Origin of the sequence: Castellaniella sp., assembly GCF_036379515.1 — a bacterium.
Taxonomy (GTDB): domain Bacteria; phylum Pseudomonadota; class Gammaproteobacteria; order Burkholderiales; family Burkholderiaceae_B; genus Castellaniella.
Window position 1 is genome coordinate 1 of record NZ_DASVGN010000022.1, and the last position, 15,770, is coordinate 15,770.

The following is a 15,770-nucleotide window of genomic DNA, read 5'->3' on the forward strand; positions in this document are numbered from 1 at the left end:
CCGGTACGCCTGCACCCGTCACGGATTCCAGTTCCAAGGGCACCGCTGCTCCTTCTGCGCCTGCACCGGCAGCCGCACCCAGTGGTGGCGCTCAAACCATGCCTGTGCACTGATGAAAAAGCTCGTTATCAGCCTGGCGGCCGTCGTTGCCCTCGGCGGTGTCGCTTTCTGGCAATTCCAGGGTGCTGCTCAAGCAGCGCCTGAGGTCGCATTCACCGACCTCCAAGGCCACACGGTCACTACGGCCGACCTCAAAGGCAAAGTCGTGCTCGTCAAGTTCTGGGCGACCAGCTGCACGACCTGTGTCGCGCAGATGCCCGAAACCATCCGACACTACGATGAACTCAAAGCCAAAGGCTTTGACACCATTGCCGTGGCCATGAACTATGACCCTCCCAACTACGTCAAGAACTACAGCGAAACGCGCAAGCTGCCCTTCCCTGTCGTCATTGATGCACAGGGCAAGATCGCCAAGGCCTTCGGTGACATCCAGCTCACGCCCACGGCCTTCCTGATCGACAAGCATGGCAACATCATCAAGCGCTACCTGGGCAACTACGACGAAAAGTCTTTCATGACGACCGTCGAAAAGGCACTGGCCTCATGAGCGCTACGCCGGATTCATCGACGCAGCCCGCAGCCATCAAGGCCGAAGTTCTCTCAGAAGCACTTCCCTACATCCGGCGCTTTCACGGCAAGACCGTCGTCATCAAGTACGGCGGCAACGCCATGACCGACGAACACCTTCAGCGCAGTTTTGCGCACGATGTGGTGTTGCTCAAGCTGGTGGGCCTGAACCCCGTGGTCGTTCACGGCGGCGGCCCACAGATCAACAGCGCACTCAAGCGCATCGGCAAGGAAGGCACTTTCATCCAGGGCATGCGCGTCACCGACGCCGAAACCATGGAAGTCGTCGAATGGGTGCTGGGCGGGCAGGTGCAACAAGACATCGTCATGATGATCAACGAGGCGGGCGGCAAGGCCGTGGGCCTCACCGGCAAAGACGGTTGCCTCATCCAGGCTCACAAGCGGCTCATGCCCGATCCCGATCATCCCGGCCAGACACTCGATATCGGCTTCGTGGGCGACATCGAGCGCATCGAACCCGCCGTCGTGAAAGCACTGCAGGACGATCAATTCATCCCCATCATTTCGTCGATTGGTTACGGTGAAGACGGCCAGGCCTACAACATCAACGCCGACGTGGTCGCTGGCAAGATGGCCGAGGTGCTGGGCGCCGAAAAACTGGTCATGCTCACCAACACACCAGGCGTGCTCGACAAATCCGGCCAGTTGCTGCGCAACCTGTCTGCGCAAACAATCGACACGCTCTTTCAGGATGGAACACTATCGGGTGGCATGCTGCCCAAGATTTCATCGGCGCTGGACGCTGCGCGAGCAGGCGTCAATTCCGTGCACATCATCGACGGCCGAGTCCCCCACTGTCTGCTGCTCGAAATCCTGACCGATCGCGGTGTAGGCACCCTGATCAGCGCGCACTAGTGGACCGCCACCGAGCCCTGCTGCCATGACACCGCTACGCGCCCCCAGCGTCCTGCGGCACACGTGCAGAAAGGCGCCAGATGCGCCCATCTGGCTGTTCGATCTCGACAACACCCTGCACGACGCGTCGCAGCAGATCTTCAAGATCATTGACCAGCGCATGGGTCAGGCAGTTGCCCAGGCGCTGAACTTACCCCGCGACGAAGCCGACGTGCTGCGGCGTCGCTACTGGAAGCGCTATGGGGCGACGGCCATCGGCCTCGTTCGCCACCACGGAGTGAACCTGCATCAGTTCCTCTCGACCTGCCATGATTTCGACGTGCGCCCGCTGGTCCACGCCGAAAAAGGGCAACTGGCACGGCTGCGGCGCCTCCCCGGTACCCGCATTGTGCTCACGAACGCCCCGGCACACTATGCCCGCCGGGTTCTGGACGCGCTGGGCATTCTGCAGGAATTCGATGGTCTCTGGGCCATCGACCACATGATGCCCATGGGTCTGGCACGGCCCAAGCCGTCACTGGCGCTCATGCGGCAGATCGTGGCGCGCCTGAACGTCCCGGCACACCGCATCATTCTGGTCGAAGACACCTTGCGCAACCTCAAGCCCGCTCGGCAGGCCGGCATACGCACCGTCTACCTGTACCACCCCGGAACACCGTTCACTCACCACCAGTACGGGCGTGACCTGTATGTGGATGAACGCGTCAACCGCCTGAGCACGCTACTGGCGCGTGCGGCCGATGGCCACACACCAGGCATGCCGGATCGCGCTTGAATCGAACCGTATGCCACTGCATCTGCAGGGCATCGACCGACAACAGGCGCCCCACCAACGGCTCTCCCATGCCCACGATCAGCTTGATGGCTTCGGCCGCCTGAACGCTTCCCACCATTCCCAGCAGCGGCCCCAGCACTCCGGTGGTAGCGCAGCGCAACTCACGGGCTGACTCGGATTCGGGAAACAGGCAGTGATAGCACGGAGACTCGGGCTGGCGGAAGTCGTAGACACTCACTTGCCCCGAGAAACGGATCGCAGCACCGGATACCAGAGGCCGGCTCTTTGCCACACAGGCGCGATTGATCGCATGGCGCGTGGCAAAGTTGTCAGTGCAGTCCATGACCAGGTCGACTCGCCCCACGAGCTCGAGCAGCCGCGTATCGTCCAGACGCTCTACTTGAGCTTCAACCTGGACATCGGGGTTGAGCGCACGGATGGCCTCGAGCCCCGATTGCGCCTTGGGACGCCCCAAGGTGGCCGTGGTATGCAGGATTTGACGCTGTAGATTGCCGAGTTCGACGACGTCGTCATCGACGAGCACGATATGCCCCACTCCCGCCGCCGCAAGATAAAGCGCCACGGGAGAGCCCAAGCCCCCAGCCCCCACGATGAGAACGCTGGCGGCCAGCAACTTCTCCTGGCCTTCGATGCCCAGCTCATCCAGCAGGATGTGCCGGGCATAGCGCATGAGGCGCGCATCATCGAGCGGCTGCATGGCCGCCGTCATTGCACCCGGATGACGCCGTGCGGGGTCACCCGGTAGTGCTCGGCGTTTTTAATTTCTTGATTCAGGGTTTTTTTTTCAGCCTGAGTGGGCTCTGCGGTCTTCGCGGCTGCTGCCGCCTTTTCTTGCTGCGCCAGCGCCGGATCGGACTTCAGGACGGGCCGCCCCAGCAAAGCGTTTTCGCCCTGCTGCAACTGCCAGTCGTCGGCACCCCCGAACTCGAACATCTTGATCGGGCCTTTGACGAAATCGCCTTCAGTGTCGTCTTCAGCAGCCTTGCTCGCCGCCTGGTTGGCCAGATGATGCTGCAGGTCGACCTCACGCTCCATGTGGAACAGATTGCCTGCAGCGCTATCGTCCACCACATGATCAGGCTCGACCCCGGTGTTCTGGATGGAGCGCCCACTGGGCGTGTAGTAGCGCGCCGTTGTCAGTTTGATGCCGGTGTCTTTGCTCAGTTGCAGCACGGACTGCACGGAACCTTTGCCAAACGTGCGATTGCCGACAATCTGGGCACGCTTGTAATCCTGCAGCGCCCCCGCCACGATTTCAGAAGCTGAAGCCGAGCCCACGTTGACCAGCACCACCATGGGTACCGTGCGCGTCCAGGACGGCAAGGCAGCCTTGATTTCCTGGTCGTGGCTGCGATCCAGCGGCCGGGCGTAGAACTCTTCGTTGGACGAAGGGATGCGCCCCTTGGTGGATACCACCAGCTTGCCAGGATCGATGAAAGCCGACACCACGCCAATGGCACCATCGAGCAGGCCACCCGGATCATTGCGCAAATCGAGGATCAGGCCTTTGGGTGTGCCTTTCTTGGAGAAGGATGCCAGCATGCTGACCAGATCGGCCGTGGTACGGTCCTGGAACTGGCTGATGCGCACGTACCCGATATGGTTGGCCAGCATCTTGCCCCGCACGCTCTTGGTCTTGATCATCTCGCGCACGATGCGGAACTTCAGCGGCTTGGGGCTGCCAGCGCGTTCCACGGTGAGCGTGATGGCCGTACCCGGTTCACCTCGCATTTTCTTGACCGCGTCGTTCAGGGTCATGCCCTTGGTGGGCTCGCCGTTGATCTGGGTGATGACGTCGCCCGTGAGAATGCCGGCGCGCGCAGCTGGAGTATCTTCGATGGGCGCGATGACCTTGGGCATGCCATCTTGCGTGCCGATCTCGATGCCCAGACCGCCGAAGCCACCGCGGGTAATGTCCTGCATCTGCTTGTAGGCTTCTTCATCCAGGTACTGCGAGTGCGGATCAAGATCGGTGAAAAGCCCCTTGATCGCATCGCCGATCAAGACCTTGTCGGACATGGGTTCGACGTAACTGGACTTGATGGCCCCGTACACGTTTGCGAACTGCTGCAGCGCCTTGAGCGGCAGTGGCTCGCTCTTTTGGGCTGCTGCCGAGATCCCCAGACTGACCAGGATGCCCCCCAGAAAGCCCACCAAAATCCAGATCCACGAACGATTGTTTCGGGTGCCCATGCCCATTCCCTAAGCCTTACGCCAATGATAGCCGTCATGCACGCGGGCCCTGCCCGCATGCGCAACCACGGTACATAGTAACGAAATTGTCGCCATAACTTAAGGCCGACACCCAAGTTTCATGCTGAACATCAAGGTCTGAGCCACACTTCGGGGTTGATGGGGGCCCCCTGATGCCTCAACTCAAAATACAGCCCGGGCTCGACCTGCCCCCCCGTGGCCCCGACGCGAGCGATCACGTCTCCTTGGGCTACCACATCGCCCACCTGCTTGAGCACGGCCTGGTTGTATCCATAAATACTGAGGTACTGATGGCCATGATCGATGATGATCAAATTGCCAAACCCGCTCAGCCAGTGCGCGTAGACAACCCGCCCGGCCGCCACCGCCCGTACGGGCGTACCGGCCGCTGCTCTGAGCACAATGCCACGCCAGACGCCGCCTTCTGGACGTTGCGTGCCAAAACGCCCCTGCACCTGGCCCGCCACTGGACGCGGCAAGCCCTTGGTCAGCCCTGCAAACCCACCGGCCGGCACGGCACGCTGCGGTGTACGAGGCGCCGGGGCTTCTTGAGCGGTCTCGGGCGCGGCAGGCGCCTGAGGCGCGGGCGGGGGCGGGGGCGGGGGCGAGACCTTGGAGGGCGCCGTTTCCGACGGCGGCGCCTTCGCTGCACCGGCCTCTTCGGCCCGACGTGCCCGCTCGGCCTGTTCACGAATTTCGCGAGCCTGCTGAGCAGCGCGAGCCCGCTCTTGTTGCGCCCGCTTGGCCTGCTCCGCTTGCTCGCGCGCACGCCGTTCGGCCTCGGCCTTGAGCGCGGCCTGGCGCCGCGCCTCAGCCTTGGCAATCTCGACATCCAGCCCCTGAATCAGGGTTCCCAGACGTGCATCACGCGCCTTCAGCCCTTGGGCCTGCTGGTGTTCGCCCTTCAGGCGCGATTGAACCTGGGCCAGCACCTCGCGGTGCTTTTCCTGCTGGGCCTGCAAGTCCTTCTTTTCCTTCTCGCGATCCGCCACCAAGGAATCCAGCTCTTTCTGCTGGGTTTCGGTCTGCTGGCGCAGCGCACCGAGCTTGGTCAGCGTGGCATGAAGATCGTTCAGCGCCTCAGTCCGCGCCCGCGCCACATACTGGAGGTACTCGAGCTCACGACCAATCGCCTGTGGATCGCGTCCGGACAGCAAGGCCGTCCAAGGAGACAGTCCGCTGGCATACTGCGCCCGCAGCTGATCGGCCAACGCCGTCTGCTGGCGCTTCAAATCTGCGGATTGCTGATCTTCGGCCGACCGCAACTGTTTCAGACTGTCTTCGAGCAGCCGATGGCGTTGCTGAAGATCGGCCAGACGGCGCGTAATGTCAGAAATAGACTGTTCTGAAGCCTGCAGCGCAGCCGTGGCATCCGCCTTGTCGGATTCCGTGGATTCGATACGCTTTTGCAAGGCATCGATCTGGCTACGCAACGTGCTGCGGTCTTGCTGCGCCTGCGCCTGACGCGCCTGCAGCGAGGGCGCCGCCTGGGCCAGAGTCGACGCCAGGCAGAGAACCAGCCCCAGGCTCAGAACTCGCATGATCAGGACTGGGCCGCCTTGCCCTGGTTCGCCACCGCCTGCTGGGCTGCCCGAATCTGTGCCGGATCGCCCAGGAAATAATGCCGCAGAGGGTGCAACGTATCGTCCAGTTCGTAGACCAAAGGCTGCCCCGTGGGAATGTTCAGCCCCACGATGTCCTCATCCGAAATGCCATCCAGGTGTTTGATGAGTGCCCGCAAGCTGTTGCCATGCGCCGACACCAGCACTCTCCGCCCCGAACGAATCGCAGGGGCAATCGAATCGTTCCAGAAAGGCACGACACGCGCCACCGTATCGCGCAGACATTCGGTGGCTGGCAACTGATCGGCTGGTACCCGACTGTAGCGCGCGTCAAAGTGCGGATGGCGCGGATCATCCAGCGCCAGCGGCTCGGGCGCAATCGCATAGGCACGCCGCCATTGCAGCACCTGAGCCTCGCCATATTTCGCGGCAGTTTCCGCCTTGTTCAGGCCCTGCAGCGCACCGTAGTGGCGCTCGTTCAGGCGCCAGCTCAGGCCAATGGGTGTGTGCATCGCATCCATGGAGTCCAATGCGATCCAGAGAGTGCGGATCGCCCGCTTGAGCACCGAGGAGAACGCCAGATCGAACGCATAGCCCTGGTCGCGCAACAGCAGGCCGGCCTGCCGCGCCTGTTCGCGCCCGGTGTCGGTCAGGTCAACGTCCGTCCAGCCCGTGAAGCGATTTTCGAGATTCCATTGGCTCTCGCCATGGCGCATGAGTACCAGTTTGTGCATGATGGGCGAGCCCGAAAAGTCCAAAATTGCCGTCCATTTTATAATCCCTGCGCCCAATCATTTTTTGTACCGCTTTTACAGGAACCCACGTGGATTTCTTACTCAACCTGAACAACCTCTGGATCATCCTGATCGCCGTGGTCTCGGGCGTGATGCTCGCGTGGCCCAGCCTCAGCCGCGCACGCTCGGGAGCACACGTCAGTCTGGCCGAAGCCATCCAGCTCGTGAACCGTGAAAACGGCCTGTTCGTGGACGTGCGTCCGGCCGAACAATTCAAGGCCGGAAGCATCCCGCAAGCCCGAAACGTCCCTGAAGACACGCTGGATGCGCACGTGGGCAACCTGCCCAAAGACAAGCCCATCGTGCTGGTCGACGCTCGTGGCCGCCAAAGCGCCAAAGTGGCGGCCACCCTGCGCAAGCAGGGCTTCGAACGCGTATCCTGCCTGGAGGGCGGTCTGGCCGCCTGGGCGGAAGGCGGCATGCCCGTCAAAAAATCCTGAACGAGATCTGCATGGCACAAATCACGATGTACTGCACCTCTGTGTGCCCGTACTGCATCCGCGCCGAAATGCTGCTCAAGCAGCGCGGCGTTACCGACATTCACAAAATTTACGTGGACCGTGATCCTTCGCAGCGCGCCGTCATGATGGAACGCACGCACCGACGAACAGTCCCGCAGATCTACATCGACGAACGCCACATCGGTGGTTTCGACGATCTTTCGGCGCTGGACCACGCAGGCGGCCTGGTGCCCCTGCTGCAAGCCTGAGCCATCCTTTTCCCCAACCCTTCCCCCCGGAATCTTTCATGTCAGAAGAAAACGAAACCTCGAGCGAAAACGCCCCCAGCTTCGGTCTGCAGCGCGCCTACATCAAGGATCTGTCCGTCGAACTCCCCAACGCACCTGGCATCTTCCTGGAGCAAAAAGGCCCCACGGTCGAAGTCTCGATCCAGGTGGGTGGCGAACAGCTGGCCGAAAACGTGTACGAGTCGGTGGTCACGGCCACCATCACGACGCGCATCGACGACAAGGTCCTCTACCTGGTCGAACTCAGCCAGGCGGGTATCTTCGAAGCCAGCAACATTCCTGCCGAACAGCTGGACCCCCTGCTGGGCATCGTATGCCCCACCATGCTCTACCCCTACCTGCGCGCCAACGTGGCCGACGCCATCACGCGTACATCACTGCCGCCTCTGCACCTGAGCGAAATGAACTTCCAGGCGCTGTATGAGCAGCGGCAGGCACAACAGGCAGGCCAGGCACCGGCCGGCGACGACTCGGGCCTCATCCTGCCCCCTGGCGCGCGCAGCTAATCCATGCCCTCGGTGCGCCTTGCTGTCCTCGGAGCGGGGAGCTGGGGAACGGCGCTGGCAGCCCTGGGCTGCCAGCGGGCCCGCACTGTGCTCTGGGCCCGCGATGCAGGGCTCAGCCAAGCCATTGCACAAACACACCGCAATCCGCGCTACCTGCCAGACGTCGCGCTCCCTCCTGCGCTCACCAGCACGCACGAACTCGATGCGGCGTTGCGCCACGTCCTGGAAGGCCCGACGGATGAACGCAGACTGATACTGCTGGGTGTCCCCATGTCGGGTCTGGCAGATCTGTGTGGGCAGATTACTGCGTTGCTTCCGCCTCAGGCCCCTGAACTGCACGTTCTCTGGACCTGCAAGGGAATCAGCGCCGATACGCAACAATGGCCGCACCAGATCGTCGAACAGGCCTTGCCCCACCGCGACTGGCTGCACTGGGGTGCACTCTCGGGCCCTTCTTTTGCACGTGAGGTCGCCCGGGGGCTGCCGGTCGCCCTGACGGTCGCGGGTACGCAGCCCTCCACGGGACGGGTCGCACAAGCGGCCTACCACGGCACACAAGCCCGCATCTATACCACGAGCGACGTCATGGGAGTCGAGGTGGGGGGGGCACTCAAGAACGTGATGGCCATCGCCTGTGGCATCAGCGACGGGCTGGCCTTGGGCACCAATGCACGGGCAGCGCTGATCACGCGCGGTCTGGCAGAAATCCAGCGGCTGGGTGTCGCTCTGGGCGGGCACGCCGATACGTTCACGGGCCTGACGGGCCTGGGCGATCTGGTCCTCACTGCCACAGGGGACCTGTCCCGCAACCGTCAGGTGGGGCTTGCCATTGCGCGGGGGCAATCCCTGGATGACATTCTTGCCAGCGGCATGACCGCCGAAGGCGTGCGCTGCGCCCGCGCCGCCTTGGCGCTGGGTCGTGCGCATCAGGTAGATCTTCCCATCACGCAGGCCGTCTGCGCCGTCCTGTTCCAGAATATGGCACCGCGCACGGCAGTAGCGGCGCTGCTCGCACGCGAACCCCGAGCCGAATGAATACGGCGGCGTCAAACGCCACCCACGTACCCCAATTGGCGCCAGGCCTCGAACACGGTGACGGCCACCGCATTGGACAGATTCAGACTGCGCTGCCGGGGCTGCATGGGAAGACGGACACGCTGCTCCACCGGAAAGCGCTCAAGCTGCTCAGGTGACAAGCCGGCGGTCTCACGACCAAACACCAGGACGTCACCCCGCTGAAACACCTGAGTACCAATCAAGTGCGACCCCTGCGTCTCGATGGCAAACTGCCGCGCGGGGTCTGCGCCAGTGGCGGCCAGCGCTGCATCCAGCGAATCGTGCACCTTCAGGGTGACCCACTCGTGGTAATCCAGGCCCGCACGGCGCATCTTTGCATCGTCCAGGGGAAACCCCAAGGGTCGGACCAGGTGCAGGAATACTCCGGTATTCGCACACAAACGAATGATATTGCCTGTGTTGGGCGGAATCTCAGGCTCGACAAGAACGACGTGAAACATGGCGTTTTTCAAAATCCCCGGCAGCCGGGCGCGCCCATTGTAGGGCCATAGGTGTCGCACTCTGCCTCACACGGCACGACCCTGCCCCCATCCACTCGTCATCTCCATGGGTCCGGAGATCGCCGGTTGCCATCGGCAGCCGCCCTGGCCAGCACCCAGCCGTGCACATGCGCAGCCCCCGCAGCCTTCAGCACCTGCGCCACTGCATGCAGTGTGGATCCGGTGGTCAGGACGTCATCGACCACCACGACGCGCTGCCCGGTCAGATCACGGGGCCTACCCCGCACCTGCTCGCAGGCAAAGACACCTTCCGGAGCCTGGAGGCGGGCGTTCTGCCCCAGCGTCACTTGCCGGGGACCATCCCGCACCCGATGCAGCAGATCCAACCGATAACGCAGGCGCAAACGGCGGGCAAGAATGCGAGCGACCTCGGCTGGCGGGCTGAACCCTCGCTGCCGTAGCGAGGCCTCATGAGCGGGCACGGGCACCACCCAGTCAATCGGCGCCGCACAGGCCTCGGCAGTCCCCCGCACCGCCTCGACAAGGTGCATCGCCAGCAGATGCGCCAAAGACAGACGCCCGGCAAATTTGTAATCCTTGATCAGATGCTCTCCAAGGCCGGAATACGCAAAAGCCGCCACGACATGATCGAAGGCCGGTACACGCCGCAGGCAGTCCGGACAGCGCCCTTCGTGCCAAGGATGCGCACACCGGGGGCAACACGCACGACCCATGGCCGACGGCAACATCGCCCGGCAAACCGGACACAAGGACTGGCCGGACGTGCGCACGCCACACCCGGGACAATCGGCGGGAACCCAACGACGCCATTCGCGCCACGCGCGCAGATCCAGCATAATGTCACCTCATTGCCTCACGGGACATCCATCACACCACGCGGGATGAGCCGACGGGCTTGTCCCTGGTCACTTATGTCACAACTTCCACGCCTGCCGATCGACCCGCAGGCTGTCACCAGACAATTCGCACGGCGGGCGCCGCTCGATGCTCCGCAATTTTTGTTCGGCGAGATCGCGCAGCGCATGCTGGGGCGGCTCGCCTACGTCCGCTTTCAACCGCACGACATCCTCGACGCCGGCTGCGGTGCAGCCCACGCACTGGACCCCTTGCGGGCGCGCTATCCCAACCTGAACTACATCGGGTTGGACGCCTGCGAGGCGCTGCTCCAGGTGGCCCGTGAACGCTACGCCACACGCCCCAGTTTCTGGAACAAACTGCGCAACAAGCCGACCCCCGCGCCCACGTTCCTGCAAGCCGACCTCGCTGAAACCGGCCTGCCGGATCAAAGCCTGGACCTCGTCTGGTCCAACCTTGCTCTGCACTGGCATCCCGAACCCCACCTGGTGCTGCAAGAATGGCGGCGCATCCTGCGCAACGATGCGCTGGCCATGTATTCCAGCTTCGGCCCCGGCACCTTCAAAGAGCTGCGCGAAGCCCTGGTCGATGCAGGCATGGAAACGCACGCGATGGAGTTCGTGGACATGCACGACTTCGGCGACCTGATGATACAAGTGGGGTTTGCGGACCCCGTCATGGATCAGGAAATCATCACACTGACCTACAACTCGGTGGACAAGCTCCTGCACGACGTCTATGCATTGGGGGGAAATCCACACAGCGAGCGGCACCGCGGGCTGGTGGGTCGCCACTGGCGGCAGCGGCTGGTCCAGGCGCTGGAGCATCGGCGCCATGCGGACGGCACGATTCACATGAGCCTCGAAGTGGCCTATGGCCACGCGTGGCGGGTACCCGTGCGCAAGGGCGTGTTCGGCGATCTGCCGGTCGCCGTCTTCAAACGCGCCACGCCCCTGGAAGCCGGCAAACCCCCTCCTCGCGTGGTACCCCGCAAGGCGGAGCCCGACGAGCACTGACCCATGCCAGACTCCACGCAGGCCCCTGCGCTGTCTGCCCAACTGCTGGCAGCCGCGCAAGCCGTCAGTGCCGTGCTCTCCGGGCAATCCCTGTCGGAGGCGCTGGAACACGCACCTTCCAGCCTCAGGCCAGGGGCACAGGCCTTGTCATTTCATGCCATGCGCCATCTGGGGCTTGCACGTGCGGCGGCCGCCGTACTCATCCCGCGACAACCGGCGGAACCGCTGGTCCGCGCACTCATCCTGCTGGGCCTCTGCCTGCTGGATGCCAGCCTGCAGCATGCGCAGGCCGAGCCGCTGGCACACGGCACACCCGTCTACCCAAGCCATACGCTGGTCCACCAGCTGGTCGAGGCGGCCCACGCCCATCGTCGCAGCCGTTCGGCCAAGGGCCTGATCAACGCAGTGCTGCGCCGCTACGGGCGCGAGTACGCCACGCTGAGGCCTCGCCTCGTCGAGCAACCAGAGGCGCGATGGAATCACCCGACATGGTGGATAGCCACGCTGCAACGCGCCTGGCCCGACGACTGGATGCGCATTCTGCAGGCCGCGCAGCAACCACCGCCCATGATGTTGCGCGTCAACACGCGCGCCCTGACACGCGAGGATCTGGCACAACGCCTGCAACTGGCCGGCATTTCCTGCCACGCGGTGGGTGACGACGGCCTGAGGCTCGACTCGCCTCAACCAGTGCGCACTATCCCCGGCTACGAACAGGGCTGGTGGTCCGTCCAGGATGCCTCGGCACAATGCGCCGCACCGTTGCTGCCCTTGGCTGACGGCCAGCGGGTTCTGGATGCCTGTGCGGCGCCAGGGGGCAAAACGGCGCACCTGCTCGAGCGGCACTCCTTGTACCTCACCGCATTGGACAGCGATACCAGCCGACTGGCACGGGTCTACGACACCTTGCAAAGGCTCGGGCTACAGTCGCCGGATGTCACCTTGAAATGCGCAGATGCGGCAGACGTACCCGCCTGGTGGGACGGACAACCCTACGACGCCATCCTGGCCGACGTCCCCTGCACCGCGTCCGGCATCGTCCGGCGCCACCCCGACATCCGCTGGCTGAGGCGTCCCGACGATCTGAGCAGAACCGCCGCCCTGCAAACTCGGATCATCGACGCACTCTGGCCTACGTTGATCCCGGGTGGGCACTTGCTATACGCAACCTGCTCGATCTTTCCACAGGAAGGCGAAGACCAGGCCCGCGCATTTCTGGAACGTCATCCCGACGCTCGGCATCTGTCGGCGCCAGGACACATTTTGCCGGGGAATCCGAGCGACGGAGACGGTTTTTTCTATGCCTTGTTTGCCAAGACAAGCTGAGTCGTCAACAATAGATTTACCGTTCACATCATGAGCGGCATTTCCGAGTCGCACTGCATGTACCGTATCCTGTCTGCCCTCGCGCTCTGCTGCCTGTGCCTGTTGTCGTCGCCTGTGGTGTATGCCGAGCAGCCGGCACAGGTCACGCGCATCGACCCCATCCTGCACGATGGGCAACTGCTTCTGGACGCCGACATTGCTTTCACCCTGAAGTCCGAGCTGCGCAACGCGGCGGAAAAAGGGGTTCCCCTGTACTTCACCGCAGATCTGCGCATCGTTCGCCCCCGCTGGTGGTGGTTCGACGAAACCATCGTCTCCACCGATCAAACCTGGCGTATCCAATACAATGCCCTGACGCAGCAGTGGCGCATCGGCACGGGTGACCTCTCCATCCCAGCTACCTCGCTGGATGAAGCGCTCGATCTGGTCCGGCACATTCGAGGTTGGCCCATTGCACCCACCAACCTCTTCGCCCAGGGCATCCGCTATCAGGGTCAGTTGCGGCTGCGCCTGGACACTTCTCGGCTGGCCCGGCCCTTTCAGGTCGATGCACTCAACAGCAATACCTGGTCGCTGACCACCCCATGGAAAGACTTCGATTTTTCAATCTCCGCCGCAACGCACCACGACTGATACGCTGGGCCCTGCGCCTGGCCTTGCTGGTCGCTGCCATCAGCGCCATGGCATTGCTCGCGCTGCTGGTCTGGTCTACCGGCAACGCCTCACGCTACGCACAGCAATATGATTCGCTGCTGATACTCAACGGCGTCCTGGCCGTTGCGCTGATCTCCTGGGTCACCATCCTGACCGTCCGGCTGCTGCGGCAGATCCGGCGACGCCAGTTCGGCGCGCGGCTCACGGCACGCTTTGCACTATATTTCACGTTGATCGGCATTCTCCCCGGAGTGCTCATCTACGTGCTGTCGGTGCAATTCATGTCGCGATCGATCGAGTCGTGGTTCAACGTGCGCGTCAACAGCGCCCTGGAAGCAGGCTTGAATCTTGGCCGTGCAGCCCTGGACACCCAGCTGGCCGAGCTCAACAACCGCGCCCACAGCATGGCGCTGAGCCTGAACAATGCCAGCGAAGCCGAAATCGCCTTGCGCATCACGCCTCTGCGAGAGGCCAATCAGGTGGACGAAGCCATGGTCTTCACCAGCAATGGCCGCCTGGTCGCATTTTCTTCCTCATCCTTCGGAAAACTCCTGCCCGACCTTCCACCCACCAGCGTCATGAATCAGTTGCGGGTGGCGCAGGGCTATTCCAAAGCCGAAGCCGATGCCACCGGCGAAGGCCCCACCAGCGACGGACTGCATCTGCGGGTGATCATCCCGCTGGGAACACAGGGCGACCGGCTGGGCAACGCTGCGCTGGGCATGAACGGGGATTCGCGTTGGCTGCAGGTCATCCGCGCGGTTCCAGAACGCATTGCGCGCAACGCCAACCAGGTCCAGCAAGGGTTTCGAGACTACCAGGAACTGGCGCTCTCGCGGCTGGGGCTGCGTAAACTCTACGGTATTACGCTGACTCTGGCTCTTATCCTGGCCGTCTTCGCTGCGGTGGTCGTCGCGCTGGCCGTCTCCCGCCGCCTGGTGCACCCCTTGCTCACCCTGGCGTCGGGAACCCAGGCCGTGGGCGGCGGTGATTACCGCCCCTTGCCCGAATCGGCGCACCGCGACGAGGTGGGGCAGCTCACGCGTTCATTCAACGCCATGACGCGGCAACTCGAAGAGGCGCGCCAGCTCGTCGATCGCCACCGGCGCCAGCTCGAGCAAAGCAACCTCTACCTGGAATCCGTCCTGAGCAACCTGTCCTCAGGCGTGCTGGTCTTTGACAAGTCATTTCACCTCACGCTCTTCAACCAGGGAGCGCAGAACATTCTGCACGTGGACTTGCGCACCATTCAGGGACGTCCTCTGGAAACTGCCGACGGCGCGCTCCTGTTGGCACAAATGATCCGTCAAGCCTTCGCAGCCTACGATGCGGTCGAATCGACACGTCCCTACTGGCAGCAGCAATTCGAGGTCGAGCGGCACGAAGCACTGGACAACGACACCCAGCAACACGTCATCACGTTGCTCGCCCGCGGCACGCACCTGCTCACCAACGGCCAATCAGAAGGACACCTGGTGGTGTTCGACGATATTTCCGAGGTCATCTCTGCCAACCGGACCGTCGCCTGGGGCGAGGTCGCACGGCGCCTGGCGCACGAAATCAAGAACCCGCTCACCCCCATCCAGCTTTCCGCTGAACGCCTGGCGATGAAGCTGGCCGACAAGCTGCAGCCTGCAGACGCAGCGATGTTGAGCCGAGCCACGAACACCATCGTCAACCAGGTGGCTTCACTCAAACGCATGGTCGACGACTTCCGGGAATACGCCCGCACACCCCCTGCACAAATGCAGGCCATTGATCTCAACGCCCTGCTCACGGAGGTCCTGAGCCTTTACGGCTGGGAGCCCGGCGAAAGCAGCACCTCCACCAATGGCGCGCATTTCAGCGCCCAGCTTGCCCCCGATCTTCCGTCCATCCAGGGTGACCCTGCGCAGCTGCGCCAGGTGATCCACAATCTGCTCGCCAACGCGCGCGACGCTGCCTGCCAGCAGCACCCTGCAGGAGACGCAGAAGTCCGCGTCCAGACGCGACTCATCCGGCCCGACGCCGAGCCCGACCACGCCAGCGTGCGCTTGAGCGTCTCGGACAATGGTTCAGGCTTTGCTCCGGAAGTGCTGCCCCGCGTGTTCGAACCCTACGTCACCACCAAAGCGACGGGCACGGGGCTGGGGTTGGCCATCGTGAAGAAAATCATTGAGGAGCATGGCGCTCAGGTCGATATTTCCAACCGGGCCGACGGAGGTGCCCGCATTTCCATCCTGTTCAGGAATCTCTGAGCGAGCCTGCTGCTGCCGCCG

The 15,770-nt window shown here is 63.1% G+C and carries 17 protein-coding genes; 11 read left to right on the plus strand and 6 right to left on the minus strand.

Annotation, left to right across the window (positions count from 1 at the left end; genetic code table 11):
- The first annotated feature begins 112 nt into the window (after nucleotides 1-112).
- From VF285_RS07215 to VF285_RS07225, 3 genes are read left to right on the plus strand one after another with little or no spacing between them, the layout of a single operon-like run.
- Nucleotides 113-607: a TlpA disulfide reductase family protein gene (locus VF285_RS07215; RefSeq protein ID WP_346951944.1), complete on the plus strand. Its 495-nt coding sequence runs from the start codon at nucleotides 113-115 to the stop codon at nucleotides 605-607.
- Entirely contained in the window at nucleotides 604-1,503 is a 900-nt protein-coding gene (gene argB / locus VF285_RS07220) for an acetylglutamate kinase (RefSeq protein ID WP_346951945.1), read from the plus strand. The genes VF285_RS07215 and argB overlap by 4 nt, the downstream gene beginning before the upstream one ends.
- Nucleotides 1,504-1,528: 25 nt before the next feature.
- Nucleotides 1,529-2,278: a pyrimidine 5'-nucleotidase gene (locus VF285_RS07225; protein ID WP_346951946.1), complete on the plus strand. Its 750-nt coding sequence runs from the start codon at nucleotides 1,529-1,531 to the stop codon at nucleotides 2,276-2,278.
- Here VF285_RS07225 and VF285_RS07230 read toward each other — a convergent pair.
- The 4 genes from VF285_RS07230 to gpmA form a co-directional block, all read right to left on the minus strand.
- On the minus strand, nucleotides 2,208-2,996 hold the full coding sequence (locus VF285_RS07230) for a molybdopterin-synthase adenylyltransferase MoeB (protein WP_346951947.1): 789 nt from the start codon (nucleotides 2,994-2,996) through the stop codon (nucleotides 2,208-2,210). The two genes, VF285_RS07225 and VF285_RS07230, sit on opposite strands and share 71 nt — an antisense overlap.
- Before the next feature lie 8 nt (nucleotides 2,997-3,004).
- A complete protein-coding gene (locus tag VF285_RS07235) occupies nucleotides 3,005-4,492 on the minus strand; it encodes a S41 family peptidase (RefSeq protein WP_346951948.1) in 1,488 nt (495 codons plus the stop codon).
- Between the two features lie 131 nt (nucleotides 4,493-4,623).
- On the minus strand, nucleotides 4,624-6,054 hold the full coding sequence (locus VF285_RS07240) for a murein hydrolase activator EnvC family protein (RefSeq protein ID WP_346951949.1): 1,431 nt from the start codon (nucleotides 6,052-6,054) through the stop codon (nucleotides 4,624-4,626).
- Nucleotides 6,055-6,056: 2 nt separating this feature from the next.
- The gene (gpmA, locus tag VF285_RS07245) at nucleotides 6,057-6,809 is read right to left on the minus strand and encodes a 2,3-diphosphoglycerate-dependent phosphoglycerate mutase (RefSeq protein WP_346951950.1); all 753 of its coding nucleotides are present in this window, start codon (nucleotides 6,807-6,809) and stop codon (nucleotides 6,057-6,059) included.
- A gap of 89 nt (nucleotides 6,810-6,898) precedes the next feature.
- Between gpmA and VF285_RS07250 the strand changes: the two genes are divergently transcribed.
- From VF285_RS07250 to VF285_RS07265, 4 genes are read left to right on the plus strand one after another with little or no spacing between them, the layout of a single operon-like run.
- Complete coding sequence (locus VF285_RS07250; protein ID WP_346951951.1) at nucleotides 6,899-7,309, plus strand: rhodanese-like domain-containing protein; 411 nt, start codon at nucleotides 6,899-6,901, stop codon at nucleotides 7,307-7,309.
- Nucleotides 7,310-7,320: 11 nt separating this feature from the next.
- The gene (gene grxC / locus VF285_RS07255; protein WP_346951952.1) at nucleotides 7,321-7,578 is read left to right on the plus strand and encodes a glutaredoxin 3; all 258 of its coding nucleotides are present in this window, start codon (nucleotides 7,321-7,323) and stop codon (nucleotides 7,576-7,578) included.
- 38 nt (nucleotides 7,579-7,616) lie between these two features.
- Nucleotides 7,617-8,123: a protein-export chaperone SecB gene (gene secB, locus VF285_RS07260; RefSeq protein ID WP_346951953.1), complete on the plus strand. Its 507-nt coding sequence runs from the start codon at nucleotides 7,617-7,619 to the stop codon at nucleotides 8,121-8,123.
- A 3-nt stretch (nucleotides 8,124-8,126) separates the two neighbouring features.
- Nucleotides 8,127-9,158, plus strand: a complete 1,032-nt coding sequence (locus tag VF285_RS07265) for an NAD(P)H-dependent glycerol-3-phosphate dehydrogenase (RefSeq protein ID WP_346951954.1) — start codon at nucleotides 8,127-8,129, stop codon at nucleotides 9,156-9,158.
- An 11-nt stretch (nucleotides 9,159-9,169) separates the two neighbouring features.
- On the opposite strand, the gene VF285_RS07270 is transcribed toward VF285_RS07265, so the two are convergent.
- Complete coding sequence (locus VF285_RS07270) at nucleotides 9,170-9,640, minus strand: tRNA (cytidine(34)-2'-O)-methyltransferase (RefSeq protein WP_346951955.1); 471 nt, start codon at nucleotides 9,638-9,640, stop codon at nucleotides 9,170-9,172.
- 98 nt (nucleotides 9,641-9,738) lie between these two features.
- The gene (locus tag VF285_RS07275) at nucleotides 9,739-10,497 is read right to left on the minus strand and encodes a ComF family protein (RefSeq protein ID WP_346951956.1); all 759 of its coding nucleotides are present in this window, start codon (nucleotides 10,495-10,497) and stop codon (nucleotides 9,739-9,741) included.
- Nucleotides 10,498-10,572: 75 nt separating this feature from the next.
- Between VF285_RS07275 and VF285_RS07280 the strand changes: the two genes are divergently transcribed.
- The 4 genes from VF285_RS07280 to VF285_RS07295 are packed head-to-tail and all read left to right on the plus strand — an operon-like array spanning nucleotide 10,573 to nucleotide 15,749.
- Entirely contained in the window at nucleotides 10,573-11,532 is a 960-nt protein-coding gene (locus VF285_RS07280; RefSeq protein WP_346951957.1) for a methyltransferase domain-containing protein, read from the plus strand.
- 3 nt (nucleotides 11,533-11,535) lie between these two features.
- Nucleotides 11,536-12,858 (plus strand): 16S rRNA (cytosine(967)-C(5))-methyltransferase RsmB, encoded by a 1,323-nt coding sequence (gene rsmB / locus VF285_RS07285; RefSeq protein WP_346951958.1) that lies wholly within the window; start codon nucleotides 11,536-11,538, stop codon nucleotides 12,856-12,858.
- A gap of 27 nt (nucleotides 12,859-12,885) precedes the next feature.
- Nucleotides 12,886-13,491, plus strand: coding sequence for a DUF4390 domain-containing protein (locus VF285_RS07290; protein WP_414648090.1), 606 nt, complete (start codon nucleotides 12,886-12,888; stop codon nucleotides 13,489-13,491).
- Complete coding sequence (locus tag VF285_RS07295; RefSeq protein WP_346951977.1) at nucleotides 13,491-15,749, plus strand: sensor histidine kinase; 2,259 nt, start codon at nucleotides 13,491-13,493, stop codon at nucleotides 15,747-15,749. The genes VF285_RS07290 and VF285_RS07295 overlap by 1 nt, the downstream gene beginning before the upstream one ends.
- The last annotated feature ends 21 nt before the right edge of the window (nucleotides 15,750-15,770 follow it).